Raw genomic sequence first — 19,736 nt, forward strand, 5'->3', positions numbered from 1 at the left:
ACCGAATGCGAGGGTTTGTCTACACGCTGAGACTGCCATACTGGCAGTCTTTCTTGTTTAGATGTCTTGTTCTGTGTCTACTTTAGCCGGTCTTTTCAGCTCACGGCCTTTCCACATCAGCCAAATTTGTGCCGCGATATAAAGAGATGAATACACCCCTGTTAATAGGCCAACAAGTAAGGCGATAGAGAAGTTTGTGATAGACGCTGATCCGAAGATGAGCAGTGCAATAACCACTACAAGTACGGTGAGCACGGTGTTCACAGAACGCGTAAAGGTTTGCTGTAAGCTTAAGTTCACAATATGTGATAAATCTTCAATGGTTTTCGGTTTGCGTTTCTTCATTTGTTCACGAACCCTGTCAAAGGTCACGATCGTGTCATTGATCGAGTACCCGATGACCGTGAGTATCGCTGCAATGAAGGTGACATCCACCTCTAACCGCGTAATACTAAAGAAGGCAACGATAAAGAATGCGTCGTAAAGCAGTGAGATAATCGCTGCAATGGCCATTTTATACTCAAACCGGACGGATACATATAAGATAATCCCGATCGAAGCAATGATAACCGCGTACAATGCGTTACGTGCAAGCTCTTTTCCGACTGTCGGAGACACTGTACTTACGTTAGGCTCAGTTCCATATTTATCTTTGAAGTAATCTTTCACTTCGGCGATTTTTTCTTTATTCGGAACACCGACAAATCGAGCAGCTGCCTGATTTTCTTTTTGACCCGATAACACAACACTGTCTGTTTCAAGACCAAGCTTTTTAAAATCTTGCTCTACTTGCTCTGTTGACAGCTTGTGATCACTTTGGACATCAACCCTTGTTCCACTGGCAAAGTCAATACCTGCATTGAGCTTGAAGATCGAAAGCACAATGATTCCAGCAATGGTCACGGCTGCTGAGAAAATCATGAAGCCTTTACGTTTGCTGACGAAATCCCATTTATCAAATGGTGTTTTCGGTTCGGTATTTTCTGTTGTTTCATGAATGTTCATGATGTCTTTTTTGCGAACGCCAAACCAGCCTTTTCTCCGGTCGAGATAACGGCTTTCTACAAGAAGCCCAAGGAGGAATCTTGATAGGAAGACAGCCGTGATAAAGCTTGTTAAAATCGATAGGATGAGCATGGTTGCAAATCCTTTTACAGAACTTGTTCCAAAGAAGAACAGAACCCCGCCGGCAATAATACTTGTTAAGTTCGCATCAAAGATCGTAGCAAATGATCTGCGGTTTCCTGACCTGAAGGCAGAACGCACAGATTTACCGAGCTTGAGCTCCTCTTTGATCCGTTCATAAGTAATAATATTGGCATCGACAGCCATCCCTACCCCAAGAATCAAAGCAGCGATTCCAGGCAGCGTCATGACCGCACCCATCCAGTCAAAAACTTGCAGTGTGATATAGATATAAGCTGACAGTGTAATGACAGCAATTAGACCTGGTAATCGGTAATAAAGCAGCATGAATAAGAAGATAAATGCTATTCCTACAATTCCTGCAAAGACTGTTTCGTTCAGTGCTTGTTCACCAAACTGTGCACTCACAGATGTTGAATATTTTTCCGTTAATTTTACTGGCAATGCCCCTGCATTTAAAATGCTCGCAAGGTCTTTGGCCTCTTGAACCGTAAAGTTCCCTTCAATTTGTACGTCACTGCTGTTAATCTCTTGATTCACATTCGGCGCAGACACATACTTGTGGTTTGATTTAGTGACTTCTTTTTTGAAGGAGTCTCCCTTATGATAATCAAGCCAAATAACAAGCTGATTATTTGGTGCCATAGCCGCTACTTTTTTTGTCACTTCGCCAAATTTTTTCGCATCTTTTAGTTTGACCGTCACAATCGGCTCATTCGTTTGGTTGAATGTTTGTTTTGCACCGTTTTCAACAAGATCAGATCCGTTTAAGAGCTCTTTATCATTCGTATCTCTGAAGGAAAGCTGAGCTTCAGTTGAAAGAATTTCTCTTGCTCTGTTTTGATTTTTTACACCCGCAAGCTGCACGCGGATACGGTTGTTGCCTTCAATAGAAATGTTCGGCTCACTGACTCCAAGCACGTTGGCTCTTCGGTTTAAAGCCTCTACTGTACTGACGAGAACACCATTTGTGATCTTGTCTTCTTTTTTCACTGGGTGTACATCATACAGAACTTCAAATCCACCCTGTAAGTCCAGCCCTAGCGTCATATCTTTCGCAACAGGCTTCGTTAATAAGCCCACACCAGTTCCGATTAACAGAACCACTAAGAAAAACGCAAGAATGCGCCCTTTTTTCATTATGTATTTCCTCCTTAAACACCTGAATCCATTAAGATGGCTTATTTCAACAGTTCATCCAGCATATTCTTGCCATCTTCACTGTCCAAAAAAGCAGACGTTTTAAACGACTGAACGGTTGCATAGTTCATAAATTCGCCAATTTTCACAGATAAAATATCTGCAACCATTTCATGAATCGGATAATCTTGTTTTTTCTTCCACTTCTTATTCTCTAAGTATGACCATAATTCCTCTAAATCAACATCTTTGTAGCCCAAAACGATGAATTCTTCAAGCTTACTGAACAGAAAAGGCTTTAAATGGTCTTTGTATATAGCAGCCGGATGTTGTGTCAATGTGAGGCTCCCCCTTTTCAGTTTTTTATCGAGAGACTTGTCATGCTTGGACGATATACACGCATATCTTATTGTATATGATTCTATGTCGTTTGAGAAGGCAGGTGATCTGTGATTTGACGAAGCAAACGTTTTTAAAAGGGACAATCATTTTAATTTTAGCAGGTTTCATCACGAGAATATTGGGTTTTGTGAATCGAATTGTGATTGCAAGGTTCATTGGAGAAGAAGGCGTAGGGCTTTACATGATGGCAGCACCTACCTTTTTTCTCGCGGTGACGCTGACACAATTCGGACTGCCTGTCGCTATCAGTAAGCTTGTCGCAGAAGCAGAAGCCCGGGGTGACAAACAGAAAACAAAACGCATTCTGGTCATGTCCCTTGCGATAACAGGAACACTTAGCCTGATTTTCACGCCGCTCTTTTTATGGTTTGCCCCTATTATGGCGGAAAATATGCTGACAGATCCTAGAACGGTCTATCCACTGCTTGCGATTACACCAGTCGTACCCGTCATCGCTATCTCAAGTGTGCTGAGGGGATATTTCCAAGGAAGACAGCAAATGAGCCCGCTTGCAATGTCACAGGTACTGGAACAGGTTGCAAGAATTTCACTTGTGGCAGTATGTACAACAGCTTTCCTTCCTTATGGAATTGAATATGCGGCAGCAGGTGCTATGATTTCATCTGTGATTGGCGAGATGATTTCACTTGCTTACTTACTGATCGCCTTTCGCTATAAAAAAACCATCCGTATCCGAAAACGATTTTTCAAGGCGATTCATGACGGGAAGGACACATTTAAGCAGCTGATGAGTATTGCCCTGCCAACGACAGGCAGCCGTTTTATCGGCAATATCTCGTGGTTTTTAGAGCCGATTGTAGTCGCGCAAAGCCTTGCAATTGCCGGATATGCGGCTGTTGAAGCGACAAGGCAGTACGGAGAATTGACCGGTCTTGCGCTCACCCTTTTGACATTGCCTAGTTTTATTACGTATTCCCTCTCCACCGCATTAGTCCCGGCAATTAGTGAAGGAATGGAGCAGAACAAACGCAAAACGGTAGAATACCGGCTAAAGCAGGCGATGCGGCTTTGTTTATTAAGCGGGGGCATTTCATGTATTATCCTTTTTGTGTATGCAGAAAATTTAACCCTCTTTATGTATGGTTCATCTCATGCGGCCATCTATGTAAAATTCATGGCACCCTTTTTTCTTCTCTATTACTTTCAAGGGCCGCTTCAAGCCGTCCTTCAAGCGTTAAATTTAGCTGGTGCGGCAATGACCAACAGCCTGATAGGGGCTGTTGTAAAAACAGGAATGATCTTCGTCCTTGCCTCACAGCCAAGCTTTGGTATTATGGGCGCAGCACTTGCAATATTAATCGGCATCGTCCTTGTCACATTGCTCCATGCGGCAACTGTCGGTAAAGTGCTGCCTATTCATTTACCAATGAAAGAATATGGACTTTGCTTCCTTGTGATCATAGGCACAGGGGCTGTCAGCTTATGGATGAAGCATCAAGCGGGCGGACTCATTTCTGCCCCTTTAGAGCTGATCATGCTGATCTTTGTTACATGTGTGCTGTATGTCATTCTATTAATCTGTTTTGGGCTCGTGAAACGAGAAGAGCTGCGCCGCATCCCGTTAATTGGGAAGCTGCTTTAGCTCATCTTTTCTTTATGACTTCATCTTTCAAATCAATATAAAAATGCTTCTGATTAAAGCTGCAGTAGGAGATTTGTTCGATGTGATCATAGCCTCTTTTGGCAAGCTCCTTTCTCAGCCACTGTTCATCATGGTTGATCTGCTTGAGATGATCATGCTGAACCACACCGTCTGCAATAAGAGGAAGCTCAAGCGCTGCATGTGTGCGCTTGTTTTCTTTTTCAACAACGGCAAGCTTTCCTGAAGGCTCTAAGATGGCGTACGAGACATCCTGAATACTATCTATGTTATTTTCTCTTAATTGAATGAGCAAATCGTCAAAATTGTAACGCTGTTTTCTCATCGCACCCTCGTCTATTTTCCCGTTTATAATGAGCAAGGCCGGCTTGCCGTCAAGAAAGCGCCGAACACCTTGAAACTTTAATGAAAGATAGGCAAGGGTGATTTGAATGAAGGTTAACAGCAGGATCGGCCATACCGTATGTAACATATGATCCTCTACTTCTTCTATGGCCAGCACCGCAATTTCAGCGATCATCATAAAAATGACAAGATCTAAAATACTCAGTTCTCCAATCTCCCTTTTGCCCATTAAACGAAAGATAAACCAAATAAGAAAATATAAAATGATCGTTCTCATGGAGATAATTAAGATGTCCTGCATATGATGTAAACCCTCCTTATCCACCATAGCTTGTGTCAAAACACTTTATTTATGTAGAAAAGAAAGCCTCTGTTTTTATCGTGAGAAACATGTCTATTTTTTCTTCATCGTGAATACATTTTAGTAAAAGACAAGCTTCGGTCAATTGGAGAGGAGACGAATCACATGCAGGAAACGAAACAAATAGGAAAAGGCATTTTATCCGGCTTAATTGCTATTTTTGTCGTGATGATTGTGACAAGCTTACTTGTGTCACTTATGCTTACCTTTACGAGCATGCAGGAATCATCGTTTAAATGGATGATTATGATATTGTCCTTTGCGGCACTTCTTCTAGGAGGAATCATTTCTGGTGGAAAAGCAAAGGAGCGGGGCTGGCTCATAGGCGCCATCACCTCTTTTATCTTTTCTCTCACTGTATTTTTATTTCAATATTTAGGGTTTGGAGAAACCTTTTCGCCAGGACAATTCATCTATCATGCGGCCTTTTTGGGGATTTGTATGCTAGGGGGAATGATTGGCGTCAATCTTCGAGGCAAATAAAAAAAGAGCGGTGTGATCCGCTCTCTCTTTTTTATGGCTATGTATTGGAGGATTAGCCTTTGTCAGCTAATTCTCTAATAGCACGACGGTCGAAAGTTAAACGGTTGTTTTCGCTTGTTTTGATGACCACTTTTGATTCATCAATTGAGTCGATTTCACCGTGTAAGCCGCCGATTGTGACGATTTTATCGCCTTTTGATAAAGATTGCTGCATTTGACGCACAGCTTTTTGTTGCTTTTGCTGTGGACGAATTAACAAGAAATAAAGCACAGCAAACATGACAACAATCATAATGATTGAACCCATACCACCATCCATTCTATCTCACCCCTTTCTAAATCATTGTAAAGCTTTTCGTTTATGCGTTAAAAGTTTTTCGCATTCGGTTTGTTAAAGCCATACCGCTCAAAAAACTCTTCTCTAAAATCACCTAAACGATCCTCACGGATAGCTTCTCTCACTTGCTCCATTAATTTTAACAGAAAATGAAGATTATGATAAGTTGTTAATCGAATTCCGAACGTCTCATTTGTACGGATTAAATGTCTAATATAGGCGCGTGTGTAGTTTTTACATGTGTAGCAGTCACAGTTCTCATCAATTGGTCTGAAATCACGCTCATATTTTGCATTTTTCACCACAAGGCGTCCTTCACTTGTCATCAGCGTGCCGTTTCTTGCAATTCTCGTCGGCAGTACACAGTCAAACATATCGACACCGCGAATGGCACCGTCAATTAATGAATCTGGTGAACCGACACCCATTAAGTACCTTGGCTTGTCTGCCGGTAAAAATGGTGTGGTGAACTCTAGCACACGGTTCATCACATCTTTTGGTTCACCAACAGATAAGCCGCCAATTGCGTAGCCTGGGAAATCAAGTGAAACAAGATCTTTTGCACTTTGTTTACGAAGCTCTTCGTATTCTCCGCCTTGGACAATGCCAAACAGACCTTGATCCTCTGGACGCTGGTGCGCTGTTAAGCAGCGCTCTGCCCATCTGCTTGTCCGTTCTACAGAACGTTTCATGTAATCGTATTCTGCTGGGTATGGAGGGCATTCGTCAAACGCCATCATAATATCAGAGCCGAGTGCATTTTGAATCTCCATCGCTTTTTCAGGAGATAGGAACAGCTTATCTCCGTTTAAGTGATTTCGGAAGTGAACGCCTTCTTCTTCAATTTTTCTAAATTCACTCAAAGAAAATACCTGAAAGCCGCCTGAATCTGTTAGAATCGCTCGATCCCAGTTCATAAATTTGTGCAGGCCGCCTGCTTCTTTGACAATGTCATGCCCCGGGCGGAGCCATAGATGGTACGTATTGCTTAAAATGATGCCTGCATCCATTGCTTTTAATTCTTCAGGCGCCATTGTTTTCACTGTAGCCAGCGTACCAACTGGCATAAATACAGGTGTTTCAAAGGAGCCGTGCGGTGTATGAACGCGCCCAAGACGTGCCCCTGTTTGTTTGCATGATTTAATGAACTCATAACGTATCGGTAATTGCGACAAAAATGAGCCCTCCTGTCTTTGTTGATGTTATTGAATCAGCATGGCATCGCCAAAGCTGAAGAATCGGTATTCCTCTTTTACAGCCTCATTATACGCTTTTAGGACGTGCTCTCGTCCAGCTAATGCACTGACAAGCATAATTAATGACGATTTCGGCAGATGGAAATTCGTAATCATGCCATCAATGGCCTTAAATGTATAGCCTGGATAAATAAAGATCGACGTCCATCCGCTTGACGCTTTGAATTCACCATCATAGGCACTTGCAATGGTTTCAAGTGTTCTTGTCGATGTTGTTCCGACTGAAATAATCCGCCCGCCTTCTTTGCGCACGCGATTAAGCTCTTCAGCCGTTTCTTCATTCATTTCATAAAATTCTGCGTGCATTTCATGTTCTTCGATGCGTTCAGTACTGACCGGACGAAATGTACCAAGCCCCACGTGCAAGGTGATAAAAGCAATATGCACACCTTTTGCTTTTAGCGCATCCAGCAGCTCGGTTGTAAAGTGAAGGCCAGCAGTAGGAGCAGCAGCTGAACCAACCTCTTTCGAGTATACTGTTTGATAGCGCTCACGATCATCAAGCTGCTCTTTAATATATGGAGGTAGCGGCATTTCTCCTAGAGATTCAAGCACTTCATAAAAAATGCCTGTATACTGAAACTCGACTTTTCTTCCGCCATGCTCCAGTTCCTCTGTACACACCGCTTTTAGCCGTCCATCACCAAACGTAACGACCGTTCCTTTTTTCACACGTTTTGCTGGTTTTACGAGCGTTTCCCATTTGTCTCCTTCTTCTTGCTTTAAAAGAAGAAGCTCAACTTTGGCACCTGTATCCTCTTTCGTCCCAAACAGACGCGCAGGTAAAACGCGTGTATTGTTTAAAACGAGACAATCTCCCTTTTGAAAATAATCTGTGATTTGTGAAAATGTATCATGTGTGATCGCACCCGTTTGTTTATTTAAGACCATCAGTCTTGATGCGTCTCGTTTTTCAAGCGGGACTTGCGCAATCAATCTTTCTGGTAAATCAAAATCAAATAGTTCTAGCTTCATTTCCTTCACCTATTCTGTAGTTAACTAGTTAACGTTATTTCATCCGTCCAAAGACATTGAGTAAAATGGTTAGTACGATGCTAATGACAATGCATGTAATAACGGGAAAAAAGAACGTTACGTTTCCTTTTTTCACAAAAATATCACCTGGCAGCTTCCCAACCAATTGAAATACTAAACCTGCGGCAAAAAGGACACCACCTAAAATCATCAACATTTTAGGGAATTCAGTCACGAATCGGAACCTCCATATGAAAATGTTCATACGCTTCTCTTGTGACGACCCGCCCTCTTGGTGTTCTTTGCAAGAAACCAATTTGCAGTAAATACGGTTCGTACACATCTTCAATCGTATGTGATTCTTCTCCAATTGTCGCTGAGATCGTATCAAGTCCAACAGGACCGCCTCTAAATTTTTCGATCATACTTAAAAGCAGCTTGTGATCGATATGATCGAGTCCAAGCCTGTCAACTTGCAGACGCTCAAGGGCATCTTCTGCAATGTCTTGTGTGATGGCATGATTTCCAAGCACCTGCGCAAAATCTCTTACTCTTCTGAGCAGCCGATTGGCGACCCTCGGCGTTCCTCTAGATCGTCTTGCAATCTCTTCAGCTGAGCGAATGTCGATCCCAATCTCAAACAACTCGGCTGTTCTTACCACAATGTCAGCCAAATCTCTTTGCTCATAGTATTCCAATCTTGCATGTACCCCAAACCTGTCACGAAGCGGCGCTGTTAAAAGCCCGACACGGGTCGTTGCCCCTACAAGAGTAAATGGCGGTAAGTCAAGCCGGACAGAGCGTGCTGTATCTCCTTTTCCAATCACGATATCTAGACAAAAATCCTCCATCGCTGGGTATAGCACTTCCTCTATTGAGCGCTGCAAGCGATGAATTTCATCAATAAACAGAACATCGCCAGGTTCAAGAGATGTCAAGATCGCCGCCAAATCTCCAGGACGCTCAATGGCAGGTCCAGACGTTGTACGCAGCTGAACATTCATTTCGTTGGCAATAATCGACGCTAGCGTTGTTTTTCCGAGTCCAGGCGGTCCATATAAAAGGACGTGATCCAGCGTTTCCTGCCGCATTCGGGCAGCTTCAATAAACACGCTAAGATTATCTTTTACTTTTTGCTGGCCAATATATTGGCTAAGCGTCTGTGGCCGCAGACTTTGCTCAATGGCTGATTCATGGTTGTCTGCTTCAGTTGAGACGAGCCGTTCATCCATGAGACATCACCCTATTTCAACATTTTTTGTAAAGCTTTTTTCACATATTGATCGGTTGTGAGATTCTTTTCTTCTTTTAATAAAGGGAGAACCTTTTTGATTTCGCGATCACCGTATCCAAGGACACTTAAGGCCTCAAGCGCTTCATCTAATGCAGTTTGCTGCGTTTCGACCTGAATATGATCCTCGTGGGTAAATAAGTTTCCAATCATTTCTGGCACCACATCTGCGAGCTTTCCTTTTAGATCCAGAATGATCTGACGTGCTGTTTTTTTGCCAACACCAGGGAATTTAATGAGAAAAGCTTCATCCTCACGTTCTATCGCTGAAATGACAGCGCCAGGATCACCGGAAGCAAGGATCGCAAGCGCGCCTTTTGGTCCAATCCCTGTGACATTTAACAGTTTTGTGAACAACGCTTTTTCTTCTCGTGTTTGGAATCCATATAACGAAAACGCGTCTTCCTTTATGTAATGATACGTATAAATCGTTTCTTGTTTTGTTACTTGATAGATAAACGGGTTTGGGGTATAGACTTGATATCCCACGCCGCCGTTTTCAATGACAACATATTGCGGGCACACATAATCAATGGTCCCTTTTACAAACTCTATCACCGTTTTCACCTCTTTGACTGTTCTCCATTGTAACATAAATCGAAGAGAAAACCGCAATAAAAGTTAACATACGTTCGCTCAGTCCGTCTTTACGATGTAACCCACGAAAAACAGCTTGCGGTCATCACACCAGCAAGCTGTCACATCATTAAAAGGATCTTTCATGTCGGTAAGGTTTCATGACTTCAAGCACATGCTCAAATTCATCTTTTGTTCGAAACGGAATGCCTTGCTCAAGCTGCTCCTCCACATGGCTTTCTAAACGGGACGTATCAATTTGAAAAAAGAGATGAATAGGCTCCGCCCAGCCGTCAGGCCTTCCATGAAACGTAGAAATCACACCATCCTCAGATAATCCAATATATCCATTTGCTTTACTTAATGGGGATATATCATCAATTTGCTTTCTAAAAAGGGCAAAATCCTCTCGCTGTTCTACCAATGTCCAGCCTTTATACTGCGCCCAAAATGTATCTTTGTCTTCTAATGATGCTTGGTGTCTTTCAATGCTCACATCGCCGTCTAGATAGACTTTTTCAAGCTGAACGTTGATGGTTTTTGACTCTTTTTGCAAGTGTTCTTTTGCTTCCATATCCGCAGCGAAAAAAAGCACACTTGTCATGATAAGTCCTGTAACGAAATATTTCATCTTCACTTTCACTATTTACACCTCTTTAGAACATGAGATCGATGCATGACATATGTAGTTTGACCCATTTTTCTAAACATTAACCAAATCGATAAACCTGACACATATGAAGACTCTTTCATTGTATCCTTCATTCGTAAATGTTATGTTTTATACAACCCTGTTCTACCGAATGACACGGTTTTTTCATCATTCGTTTTTCAGCCGCATAAACTGAAATCAAAGAAGGTGAAGTCAATGTCAGATGTCAAAAGATTAGCCGAGTCGATTCAGTATCATGAAGAAAAACGTTTTAATAAGCTCGCCTTCAAACCGGCAGAGCTTGAGCTGTGCGGCAAAGGAAGAAGTGCCTATGTATTTTCATACAAAAAAGACGGCAAGAACATGGCGTTAAAAGTCTTTTTTCCTTCTTATGAAAACATTGCCCGCAAAGAGGCTGCGATTTACGAAAAACTTTCCGGTTCCTCATACTATCCTGAGATTTATGAATCTGGGGATCGATATATTTTAATGGAATATATTAAAGGCCATACATTCTATGAATGCCTGACAAAGGGAATTCCCATCAATAAACAAATGATTGAACAGGTAGATGATGCGTTAGAGGAAGCACGCGAGAAGGGATTAAATCCTTCTGATATCCATCTACGAAATCTAATTTTAACAAAAGAAGGACGCGTCAAGGTTATTGACGTTGCCCGCTTCACGCAAACGAAAACATGTCATCAGTGGGATGATTTAAAAGCCGCTTATGTCTATTATCAAAAGCCCTTTTTCCCTAAAAAAGCGCCTCGTCTATGGCTTGAAGTGATCGCCTATTTATATAAAAAGAACTGGCTGTCCCGGGGTCAGCTGAACAACCGAAATGATTTCTCTGCATAATGAAAGCCGCTCGAATGAAGAGCGGCTTTTCTGTTTTATTCTGTTTCTACATGGATGCTATTTACATTCAATAAGTTAATGATGTCGTCGTTTAGCTTAAACCAATGATTGGCTTCCTCGATTTTTTTATACACATCATAGGTAGCTGGACGTTTCAGCTCGAAATCAAGCACTTCCCCATTGTTCATATGAAATGTTACCTTAAATACTTTCATCATAAGATCACCTTCCACTCTGTCTTGTTCGCTAACCGAACCGGTCAGCTCCTTTCATTCATTCTCTATTTAACTCGTTTCCCCTGCTTCTTTCCTTCTAAACACAAGAAGTTTAAATGTTGTTTAAAATCGCACAACAATGCGGATCAAGACATTCATGTAGCAGGAGAAAAAGTGAATAAATCATTCGCAAAAACATACCGAAACGGGCTGCTTGTAGCGGTATCCCCTGGAAACCTTGTCTTCTGGGTATCTGTGTTTGGTGCTGTACTGGCAGATGCTTATACAAAAACAGATTCATCTGAATTTATATTGGCTGCCGCCGGCATTCTGGCAGGGATTCTTCTTCATGACATCGGTCTTCTCACGATTGTATCCTTAACGAGAAAAGTGATGAATCGCACGATGATCAAGTGGACATCCATGATTGCTGGTATTTTATTACTCGGATTTGGCTGTTATTTCTTTTACGAATTTTATATAGGGATTAAGGTTTATTTTTAAGAAAAGGCTAAAGTTCGTCATGAACTTTAGCCTTTTTGATTCCTCAAACTATCGGGTCATGCCTGTTTGGCCTGTTTCAAATTGTGTTCTTCTCATATCTCTGAAGCGTGTAAATGCTCCTTCATCTTTAATGACTTGGACAGCTCTTCCATCCGCATAACGAGTCGCTGCTTCTTCTACTTGTGATACACCCTCTGACGTCAAGCGCCCATCTGTTTTGAGAGCAATATACACATTTTCATCCGTCACCATGACTTGTGAATCTGTCACATGGTTCATTTTGTTCACTCGGTTGGCGATTTTTCTTGAACGCTGAATGTTCTCTTGTTTATCGTAGCCAGAGAACGACATTTGGTTATGATAGTTCATATCTCCATGACTGTAGCGTCCATCTCCACCAGTAAGCGGCATTCTCACTTGATCCTGTGTAGGACGTGAACGATAATCAACATTCGTTGTATTTCTTCCGTTCATTCCGTCCATGAGCTCAGCAACTGGTCCTTGATGATCTTCTCCGTTGTTTGCTGTCCGCTGATTTGAATGGTAACCAACCGGCTGACCTGATTGATTATGACGTGTGTCTACACCAGCATTGTGATTTGTACCACAAGCAGTTAATCCAATAGGAAGAAGCACTAATGCGATTGTTTTTTGCCATTTTTGTCTCAAACGAAAAACCCCCTGTACAAATTGAATCTTATGAGCACGAAACAGGCTCTGTTTTAGGATGTACAGTTAAGGAGAAAAACAAGCTGTCATTTATAAGCAAAAAAAGGAACGATTGAGATCGTCCCTTCTGTCATTAATCTTCTTCGTCTTCTTCTGGTCTTGCGAATACAGATTGATTAGGATACGGCTGCATGTAAGGCTGAGCTGGATAAGCGCCCATTTGACCATAAGGAACAGGAGTTGGATAATGTCCAGGCCATGGCTGATGATGGTGCTTCATGCCATCATCACATCCGCAGTCTTCCTTACCATATGCTTCATTTGAAGCGTTTGGATAAAAGCCTTGATTGGCGTTCGCATTTGCGCCTGCATTTGGATGCATATGGTGGTGCCAGTGATGCCCGTCGTTTGCATGATGCTCATGATTTTCACCGTAATAGGCTGGCGCTTGATACGCAGGATAATACGGCTGAGCTGGGTAAGGATACGGCATCATATGATGATGATAATACGGCTGAACCGGATAACAAAGACCAGATCCCGGTAAAATAGGAGAAGCCGGCACCATTTGCTGCGGGTATGGATACATCGCCGGCATGTAATGACCATGACCATAATAAGGATCATATGGATCATGATGATGCTGATGCTGATGCTCTTTATTTTCAGCCATCCCTCCTACGGCTGCCCCTCCAACATTCGGCATTTGCGGGAAATTAGGAAGGTTTGGGTAATTGCTATGCTCCATATCTTTTCCCTCCTCTTTTTGATGTGGAATATGAATGAATGGATCATATCCCTTTGCCACGTCTTCTTTTAAATGACCCTTATTTTCATGATGAAAATGATCCTTGTGATCTTTGTGGTCCTTTTTCTCATGTACGTGATCTTTTTTCTCATGATGTTCTTTTTTGGGAGGAGGCGAGAATGGCTGGTAGAGATTGGTCTGATAATAGTTCACATCGACTTGCGGAAAAACTGGCTGCTCGATCTTTGGAACTGGCGGCACATAAGGTACTGGTTCATTTGGCTTTTCCTTCGGCTTCGTATCTTGAACTTGCACGACATCCTTTGGCTTTTCTTTTACATAAGGGTGTTCTTTCGCTTTTGGCATTTCTTTTGCTTTGTGATGATCGGTTTTCACGGGAACACCACTAGATGGAATTTTGATTTTCATTCCAGGCATGATCAAATCTGGATTACTGAGCTGTGAATTAAGTTTTTTCAATTCTTGAAAGTCGACTCCGTACTTCTTTGAAATTTTCCAAAGGGAGTCTCCTTTTTGCACAATATGAATTTTCAACGTTTTCCCCTCCTATGCAAAACGTGAACGTAGCGGTTATGTCAGAAGTACAATATGTTTCAACATAAATTTATGCCTATTTACAAGCCAATATGATAAAAACTTGTTTTCTCATAGGAGGGGCTGATTCATTATTGAATGGTGAGCATTTTATTTAATGCAAGCAAAGCGTCTTTGGTCATGTCTTCATTGACCTGAATCAAACCGACAGGCTCACCCTTTTCAATGCTTTCTAGTGCCCATAACAAATGAGGCAGATCAATACGGTTCATGGTTAAACATGGACACATATCTGGGTTGAGTGATTCAATTTGTTTGTCAGGATGCTGGTCTATGATGCGTTTCACTAAATTCATTTCTGTCCCTATGGCCCACTTGCTTCCTGCTGGCGCCTGCTTGATTGTGTCAATAATAAATTTTGTTGAACCAGCTAGATCAGAAGCCTTTACCACCTCATGCATGCACTCTGGATGGACAAGGATTTGAATGTCACGATCTCTTTTTCGCGTTTCTTCAATATTCCGAATGGTAAATTTCTCATGAACGGAGCAGTGCCCTTTCCATAAAATCATTTTGATCCGATGAAGCGGATGATCAGTGATGAGCTTTTCTTCTATTTGATCCCAGACAGCCATTTCTTCTAGCGAAATCCCTAAATCATAGGCCGTATTACGCCCTAAATGCTGGTCAGGGAGAAAAAGAATCCGCTCTTTTTGCGTGAGCGCCCACTCCAGTACTTTTTTAGCATTTGAAGAAGTGACAGTCGCCCCGCCATGCTTGCCGACAAATGCTTTAATATCAGCTGTTGAGTTTACATAAGTAAGCGGGAGTATCGTATCGCCAAACAGGTCAGTGAGCTGATCCCATGCGCTGTCTGTTTGTTTCATGTTCGCCATATCTGCCATTGAACAGCCTGCTCTCATATCTGGCAATATGACATGCTGATTCTTTTTTGACAGCATATCTGCCGTTTCCGCCATAAAATGAACGCCGCAGAACACAATGTATTCTGCCTCTTGATTATCAGCTGCGATTTGCGCCAGCTGCAATGAATCACCTGTGGCATCTGCAAACTGGATCACCTCATCCTTTTGATAATGATGACCCGGTATAAAAAGCTTTGATCCAAAATTTCGTTTAATGTCTAACACACGCTGCTTCATTTCTTCATAAGAGCGGTGCTTATATTCATCTGGCATCATCGTTGTGTGTTGTGCCGCAAATACATCAAGCATGGACATGAGTCGTTCCCCCTTTATGACTGAATTCCATATTCATACTAAAATCAAATGATGGAGCAGAATGTGTCAGAAAGCCAAGTGAAATAAGGTCTACACCTGTCCCCCGGTAGCTTGGCAGCGTCTCTAACGTGATGCCGCCTGATGCCTCTGTCAAAATGGTTTCAGGTGTCATCTGTTTAAACCGTTTCACTTCATCCGGAGAGCAGTTATCAAACATGATGACATCTGCTTTGGCGTCAATGGCTTCCAGTAGCTGTGCTTCGGATTCAATTTCCACTTCAATTTTCACCATATGACCGGCGTATGCTCTAGCTTTCTCTACAGCTTCACGGATAGAGCCACATGCGGCAATATGATTATCTTTAATCATCACACCATCTGATAAGCCGAAGCGATGATTCTTTCCGCCTCCGACTTTCACTGCGTATTTCTCTAACATGCGCAAACCGGGTGTCGTCTTTCTCGTATCACAAATCGTAATAGATGGATCAGCTAATCGCTCTACTGCTTCATGAGTGAGAGTTGCGATACCTGTCATTCTCTGAAGTATATTCAAAATAACCCGTTCCCCTTTTAGCAGGTCGTTGACAGGGCCGCTTATTTCTGCCAGTACAGCCCCTTTATGAATCCAATCGCCTTCCTGAAAAAACAGCACAGTTTCAATCTGTTCATTCAAAAGCTCGTATCCCATCTCAATGACTTGTGATCCTGCCAATACGCCGGATTGTTTCGCAATGATGTAAGCTGTTCCTTTCTTATCTTCAAAGATGGCATCAGCGGATACATCTCCAAAGCCAATATCTTCTGTTAGAAAATGTGTAAGCATCTGTTTTAACTGTAAACGTTCCATTTGGCACCAATCCTTTCATTTTTGATGATGTGAATTTGCCCTTGTTCATGTAATATCTGTTTCCCCTGCCACAAAGCATCATGGCGCTTTGGATAATCCTTGCGATAATGACCGCCCCTGCTTTCTGTCCGGAGTAAAGCCGATTTGGCAAGGCAACTGGCTAATGCCCATTGATTGCTTAATTCGATTTGCTCATTTGTGATATTTTTCACATTAATTTGCTGAAAAGAGACATGTTCTAATTCATGAAGCAAGGTCTGTAAGCCTTTCTCATCTCTCACAATGGCGGCATATGCTGTCATCCATTGTCTGAGCTGAGCCTCTGACATAGCCGGGACAGACCATATTTCTTGTATTGAAAGAGATGGGATGGTTTCTTGGTGAACAGCCAATTGCTCGATACGCCGAGCCGCTTTGCTGCCTAAAACGAGACCTTCCAAAAGAGAATTACTTGCCAATCGATTGGCGCCGTGTAAACCTGTACAGGCCGCTTCACCGATGGCAAAAAGCGATGGAACTGTTGTTTCTCCATGTTCATTGACCTTGATTCCGCCCATTAAAAAGTGCATACCGGGTGAAACAGGCAGCCGGCCGCTTGCCGTATCGACTCCAGCACGCTGACACATCGCATCAATCGCTGGAAACCGTGCAGAAAAATGCGGAATATCCTGTATGTTGAGATCAATAGAATGACCTAGCTGCTGCTCATGGAAAATGGTTCTTGCCACGACATCTCTAGGAGCTAAATCACCAAGTGGGTGAATACCATTCATGATCCGTCTGCCCGATTCATCTTCTAAATAGGCACCCTCTCCCCTGACTGCCTCTGATACGAGACCGACTGCTTTACCAGCAATCGTCAGAAGGGTCGGATGGAATTGGACAAATTCTAAATCCACTAATTGTGCGCCGGCTCGATAGGCCATCATTAGCCCATCTCCTGTCACAGAAGGGTCATTTGTGTTTATCTCATATAATGAGCCACAGCCGCCAGTGGATAACACCACTGCATCTGCGGTCATTGTATGTACGTGTCCCTCCTCGTCTTTCCACACAACACCAATACATGTCCCTTCATGAATTAATAGATCAATGACATGATGGTTTTCGTATACATGGATATGTGAGCCAAGCTTGCCTTTCAAAAACTGCACAAGTGTTTTACCTGTTTGATCTCCTCCTGCATGCAGAATGCGATGAAAAGTATGTGCTCCCTCTTTACCTAACTGCGGCATTCCCGCTTCATTTCGATCAAATGGACAGCCTTCTTCTACAAGCTGATCCACAAGGTTTTTTCCAAGCCGTACGATCTCTTCTACGGTTTTGTCATCATTGTGATCACAGCCGGCAGCTAGTGTGTCTTGCACATGCTGATCGACAGAATCGTGTGCTGAAAAAGCAGCAGCGATTCCTCCTTGTGCAAGCATAGAATTACTAGAGGAAAATTGTTTTTTTGTCATGATGATGACTTGGCAGTTGTCTGAGATGGTATTCGCAAAGGAAAGAGCCGCAATGCCTGATCCCACCACAATGACTTTTTTGATTGATGACACAATCTCCCCTCCTGTCATTTACACCTGTCTTGACACATATCATTACACAACACTACAATAAATACAAGAAAAAATTTTTATACGGGAGTTGGATGGGTTTGATCTATTTAGATTATGCAGCCTCTACACCTGTTTCTGACGAAGCGCTACATGTATTCCAGCAGCTGAGCAAAGAGTGCTACGGGAATGCAAGCAGCCTTCATGATGCAGGCGGAAGAGCAAATGACATATTGACTTACAGCAGACAATCACTTGCGACAATCTTAGAGGGCGAACCCGGCGGCATTTACTTTACAAGTGGAGGAACTGAATCCAATATCCTTGCGATTCAATCCATCATGAATGGACTTCCGCCGCATAAACGGCATGTCATCACAACATCAGTAGAGCACCCTTCCGTTCATCATGCGGTCAATGCCATGCAGCGCCTCGGTGTGAAGGTCACGATTATCGAACCGAACCAAGAAGGGATCATCACAGCGGAAATTCTCAAACAAGCTTTATTGCCTGAAACAGGACTCGTATCCATCCAGCATGCCAACTCAGAAACAGGAATTATCCAGCCTTTGGCTGAATTAGCGGCTCTTTTAAAAGAAAGACAGGTTCTTTTTCATACAGATGCAGTGCAAACATTTGGGAAAATTCGTGTGTCCGTGAAGGAACTTGGGGTGGATGCGATCTCCATTTCCAGTCATAAAGTGTATGCACCTAAGGGTACAGGCGCTGTCTATTTGGACACACATGTCCCTTGGAAGCCTTTATATGAAGGGGCAGTGCAGGAAAACGGCCTACGCCCAGGGACTGTGAACGTTCCTTCTATTGGTGCTTTTGTTGCCGCGAGCGAACAATTGATGCTTCAGATAGAGGAGCAGCAGCAGCTCGGTGGTCAGCTTCGTGATTATTTTCTTCAGCAGCTAAAAAAACGACAGCTGCCTGTCCGTACGCTGCAAAGCAGTGGAAAGCGCCGCATTCTGCCTCATATTATTGGTTGTTTTTTTGAAGGGTTTGAAGGACAATATGTAATGTTAGCATGTAACCGAAACGGGGTTTGTATATCGACTGGAAGCGCATGTGCTTCTGGTTATCATCATCCTTCCCCAGCTGTGAAGGCATTGCATGTATCAGATCGTGATGCCCTTCAATTCATTCGAATATCATTCGGACGAGGATCATCAAAAGATGACATCGACCAGCTTTTGCATACATTTGAGAGCTTGCAAAAGGAGAAGAAAGGAGCATAAAACGTGGAGCAAGAGAAAAAACTCATTGGCGAAGAAAGAAGAACCGCCATTTTAAAGTGGCTGAAAGAAACAGATACACCGCTTACCGGAAGCTTTTTAGCTAAAAAAGCCGCTGTATCTCGACAAGTCATTGTACAAGATATCTCATTACTAAAAGCAAAAAATGAACCCATTATTGCCACAAGTCAAGGCTATGTGTATATGGCACCGCAGCATGCGCCGGAAACCGAAATTGAACAGATCATTGCCTGCAAGCATGATCCTCATCGTACAGAAGATGAGCTGACACTAATTGTAGATCATGGTGTAACGGTGAAAGACGTCATAATCGAACACCCAGTCTACGGTGAGCTAACGGCCTCCATTCGTGTCAGCACACGTAAACAAGTCGCTGATTTTGTTCATCACATTTCTAACACTGGCGCCTCCTATTTGTCAGAGCTAACAGACGGCGTGCACTTACATACACTCACTTCTTACAGCCAAAAACAGCTTGACCAAGCCATTCAGGCGCTGGATGACGCCGGATTTCTTATTAAAGACTAAAAAAATAGTGTCCTGTTTGGACACTATCAGATTGTTGACAAAGGGCTAAAATGATCTTTATTTTAGCCCTTTGTCTTCTTTTCATCGTGACCTGAAAACCTTTGCAGTCTAGCATAGGAAGGACGAGTAAAGGAGAGGAGAGAATTTGAAATTCTTTCGTAATGTAAC

At 42.7% G+C, this 19,736-nt stretch carries 21 protein-coding genes and 1 pseudogene; 6 read left to right on the plus strand and 16 right to left on the minus strand.

Features of this window, described 5'->3' with window-relative positions:
- Window positions 1–57: 57 nt before the first annotated feature.
- Together secDF and BA1_RS15710 are read right to left on the minus strand one after the other, a co-directional pair.
- On the minus strand, window positions 58–2,286 hold the full coding sequence (gene secDF / locus BA1_RS15705; RefSeq protein ID WP_008360988.1) for a protein translocase subunit SecDF: 2,229 nt from the start codon (window positions 2,284–2,286) through the stop codon (window positions 58–60).
- Between the two features lie 41 nt (window positions 2,287–2,327).
- Entirely contained in the window at window positions 2,328–2,624 is a 297-nt protein-coding gene (locus BA1_RS15710) for a post-transcriptional regulator (protein ID WP_008360989.1), read from the minus strand.
- Window positions 2,625–2,740: 116 nt separating this feature from the next.
- On the opposite strand from BA1_RS15710, the gene spoVB reads away from it, so the two are divergent.
- The gene (gene spoVB / locus BA1_RS15715) at window positions 2,741–4,291 is read left to right on the plus strand and encodes a stage V sporulation protein B (protein WP_008360990.1); all 1,551 of its coding nucleotides are present in this window, start codon (window positions 2,741–2,743) and stop codon (window positions 4,289–4,291) included.
- A 1-nt stretch (window position 4,292) separates the two neighbouring features.
- Here the strand turns inward: spoVB and BA1_RS15720 are convergent, their stop codons facing one another.
- On the minus strand, window positions 4,293–4,955 hold the full coding sequence (locus tag BA1_RS15720; protein WP_008360991.1) for a DUF421 domain-containing protein: 663 nt from the start codon (window positions 4,953–4,955) through the stop codon (window positions 4,293–4,295).
- A gap of 165 nt (window positions 4,956–5,120) precedes the next feature.
- On the opposite strand from BA1_RS15720, the gene BA1_RS15725 reads away from it, so the two are divergent.
- Entirely contained in the window at window positions 5,121–5,498 is a 378-nt protein-coding gene (locus BA1_RS15725) for a TIGR04086 family membrane protein (RefSeq protein ID WP_008360992.1), read from the plus strand.
- Window positions 5,499–5,550: 52 nt separating this feature from the next.
- On the opposite strand, the gene yajC is transcribed toward BA1_RS15725, so the two are convergent.
- The 7 genes from yajC to BA1_RS15760 form a co-directional block, all read right to left on the minus strand.
- Window positions 5,551–5,817, minus strand: a complete 267-nt coding sequence (yajC, locus tag BA1_RS15730) for a preprotein translocase subunit YajC (protein WP_008360993.1) — start codon at window positions 5,815–5,817, stop codon at window positions 5,551–5,553.
- A 47-nt stretch (window positions 5,818–5,864) separates the two neighbouring features.
- Window positions 5,865–7,010 (minus strand): tRNA guanosine(34) transglycosylase Tgt, encoded by a 1,146-nt coding sequence (gene tgt / locus BA1_RS15735; protein ID WP_008360996.1) that lies wholly within the window; start codon window positions 7,008–7,010, stop codon window positions 5,865–5,867.
- A gap of 27 nt (window positions 7,011–7,037) precedes the next feature.
- A complete protein-coding gene (queA, locus tag BA1_RS15740) occupies window positions 7,038–8,066 on the minus strand; it encodes a tRNA preQ1(34) S-adenosylmethionine ribosyltransferase-isomerase QueA (protein ID WP_008360998.1) in 1,029 nt (342 codons plus the stop codon).
- 34 nt (window positions 8,067–8,100) lie between these two features.
- A complete protein-coding gene (locus BA1_RS15745; protein ID WP_008342752.1) occupies window positions 8,101–8,301 on the minus strand; it encodes a DUF2905 domain-containing protein in 201 nt (66 codons plus the stop codon).
- Complete coding sequence (gene ruvB, locus BA1_RS15750) at window positions 8,294–9,298, minus strand: Holliday junction branch migration DNA helicase RuvB (RefSeq protein WP_008361000.1); 1,005 nt, start codon at window positions 9,296–9,298, stop codon at window positions 8,294–8,296. The genes BA1_RS15745 and ruvB overlap by 8 nt, the downstream gene beginning before the upstream one ends.
- Window positions 9,299–9,309: 11 nt before the next feature.
- Window positions 9,310–9,915 carry a Holliday junction branch migration protein RuvA gene (ruvA, locus tag BA1_RS15755; RefSeq protein WP_008361001.1) on the minus strand — a complete coding sequence of 202 codons (606 nt, stop codon included), beginning with the start codon at window positions 9,913–9,915 and terminating at the stop codon, window positions 9,310–9,312.
- A gap of 148 nt (window positions 9,916–10,063) precedes the next feature.
- Window positions 10,064–10,564, minus strand: a complete 501-nt coding sequence (locus BA1_RS15760; protein WP_406566810.1) for a BofC C-terminal domain-containing protein — start codon at window positions 10,562–10,564, stop codon at window positions 10,064–10,066.
- 237 nt (window positions 10,565–10,801) lie between these two features.
- On the opposite strand from BA1_RS15760, the gene BA1_RS15765 reads away from it, so the two are divergent.
- The gene (locus BA1_RS15765; RefSeq protein WP_008361006.1) at window positions 10,802–11,446 is read left to right on the plus strand and encodes a serine/threonine protein kinase; all 645 of its coding nucleotides are present in this window, start codon (window positions 10,802–10,804) and stop codon (window positions 11,444–11,446) included.
- Window positions 11,447–11,481: 35 nt separating this feature from the next.
- On the opposite strand, the gene BA1_RS15770 is transcribed toward BA1_RS15765, so the two are convergent.
- The gene (locus BA1_RS15770; protein ID WP_174549238.1) at window positions 11,482–11,664 is read right to left on the minus strand and encodes a hypothetical protein; all 183 of its coding nucleotides are present in this window, start codon (window positions 11,662–11,664) and stop codon (window positions 11,482–11,484) included.
- Between the two features lie 126 nt (window positions 11,665–11,790).
- Between BA1_RS15770 and BA1_RS15775 the strand changes: the two are divergent.
- Window positions 11,791–12,165: pseudogene (locus BA1_RS15775) on the plus strand (LysE family transporter); the annotation flags it as partial.
- A 48-nt stretch (window positions 12,166–12,213) separates the two neighbouring features.
- On the opposite strand, the gene BA1_RS15780 reads toward BA1_RS15775, so the two are convergent.
- The 5 genes from BA1_RS15780 to nadB form a co-directional block, all read right to left on the minus strand.
- Window positions 12,214–12,834: a YhcN/YlaJ family sporulation lipoprotein gene (locus BA1_RS15780; RefSeq protein WP_008361012.1), complete on the minus strand. Its 621-nt coding sequence runs from the start codon at window positions 12,832–12,834 to the stop codon at window positions 12,214–12,216.
- Between the two features lie 133 nt (window positions 12,835–12,967).
- Window positions 12,968–14,137, minus strand: a complete 1,170-nt coding sequence (gene safA / locus BA1_RS15785) for a SafA/ExsA family spore coat assembly protein (RefSeq protein ID WP_008361014.1) — start codon at window positions 14,135–14,137, stop codon at window positions 12,968–12,970.
- A gap of 131 nt (window positions 14,138–14,268) precedes the next feature.
- On the minus strand, window positions 14,269–15,378 hold the full coding sequence (nadA, locus tag BA1_RS15790) for a quinolinate synthase NadA (protein ID WP_008361016.1): 1,110 nt from the start codon (window positions 15,376–15,378) through the stop codon (window positions 14,269–14,271).
- Window positions 15,365–16,228, minus strand: coding sequence for a carboxylating nicotinate-nucleotide diphosphorylase (nadC, locus tag BA1_RS15795; protein ID WP_008361019.1), 864 nt, complete (start codon window positions 16,226–16,228; stop codon window positions 15,365–15,367). Before nadC ends, nadA begins: the two co-directional genes overlap by 14 nt.
- Entirely contained in the window at window positions 16,210–17,799 is a 1,590-nt protein-coding gene (gene nadB, locus BA1_RS15800; RefSeq protein WP_034739756.1) for an L-aspartate oxidase, read from the minus strand. The genes nadC and nadB overlap by 19 nt, the downstream gene beginning before the upstream one ends.
- Window positions 17,800–17,873: 74 nt before the next feature.
- On the opposite strand from nadB, the gene BA1_RS15805 reads away from it, so the two are divergent.
- Together BA1_RS15805 and BA1_RS15810 are read left to right on the plus strand one after the other, a co-directional pair.
- Window positions 17,874–19,022 carry an IscS subfamily cysteine desulfurase gene (locus BA1_RS15805; protein ID WP_034739759.1) on the plus strand — a complete coding sequence of 383 codons (1,149 nt, stop codon included), beginning with the start codon at window positions 17,874–17,876 and terminating at the stop codon, window positions 19,020–19,022.
- 3 nt (window positions 19,023–19,025) lie between these two features.
- Entirely contained in the window at window positions 19,026–19,568 is a 543-nt protein-coding gene (locus BA1_RS15810) for a transcription repressor NadR (RefSeq protein WP_008361026.1), read from the plus strand.
- Window positions 19,569–19,736 lie beyond the last annotated feature (168 nt).

This window comes from Bacillus xiamenensis, assembly GCF_000300535.1.
Lineage (GTDB): Bacteria > Bacillota > Bacilli > Bacillales > Bacillaceae > Bacillus > Bacillus xiamenensis.

Bases quoted from the DNA above. Each gene is read 5' to 3' on its own strand.
- queA (WP_008360998.1), bottom strand. From the start codon at position 8,066: ATGAAGCTAGAACTATTTGATTTTGATTTACCAGAAAGATTGATTGCG.
- BA1_RS15725 (WP_008360992.1), top strand. From the start codon at position 5,121: ATGCAGGAAACGAAACAAATAGGAAAAGGCATTTTATCCGGCTTAATT.
- BA1_RS15765 (WP_008361006.1), top strand. From the start codon at position 10,802: ATGTCAGATGTCAAAAGATTAGCCGAGTCGATTCAGTATCATGAAGAA.
- nadC (WP_008361019.1), bottom strand. From the start codon at position 16,228: ATGGAACGTTTACAGTTAAAACAGATGCTTACACATTTTCTAACAGAA.
- ruvB (WP_008361000.1), bottom strand. From the start codon at position 9,298: ATGGATGAACGGCTCGTCTCAACTGAAGCAGACAACCATGAATCAGCC.
- secDF (WP_008360988.1), bottom strand. From the start codon at position 2,286: ATGAAAAAAGGGCGCATTCTTGCGTTTTTCTTAGTGGTTCTGTTAATC.
- BA1_RS15770 (WP_174549238.1), bottom strand. From the start codon at position 11,664: ATGATGAAAGTATTTAAGGTAACATTTCATATGAACAATGGGGAAGTG.
- yajC (WP_008360993.1), bottom strand. From the start codon at position 5,817: ATGGATGGTGGTATGGGTTCAATCATTATGATTGTTGTCATGTTTGCT.
- nadA (WP_008361016.1), bottom strand. From the start codon at position 15,378: ATGTCCATGCTTGATGTATTTGCGGCACAACACACAACGATGATGCCA.
- BA1_RS15805 (WP_034739759.1), top strand. From the start codon at position 17,874: ATGGGTTTGATCTATTTAGATTATGCAGCCTCTACACCTGTTTCTGAC.
- BA1_RS15760 (WP_406566810.1), bottom strand. From the start codon at position 10,564: ATGAAATATTTCGTTACAGGACTTATCATGACAAGTGTGCTTTTTTTC.
- BA1_RS15720 (WP_008360991.1), bottom strand. From the start codon at position 4,955: ATGCAGGACATCTTAATTATCTCCATGAGAACGATCATTTTATATTTT.
- nadB (WP_034739756.1), bottom strand. From the start codon at position 17,799: ATGACAGGAGGGGAGATTGTGTCATCAATCAAAAAAGTCATTGTGGTG.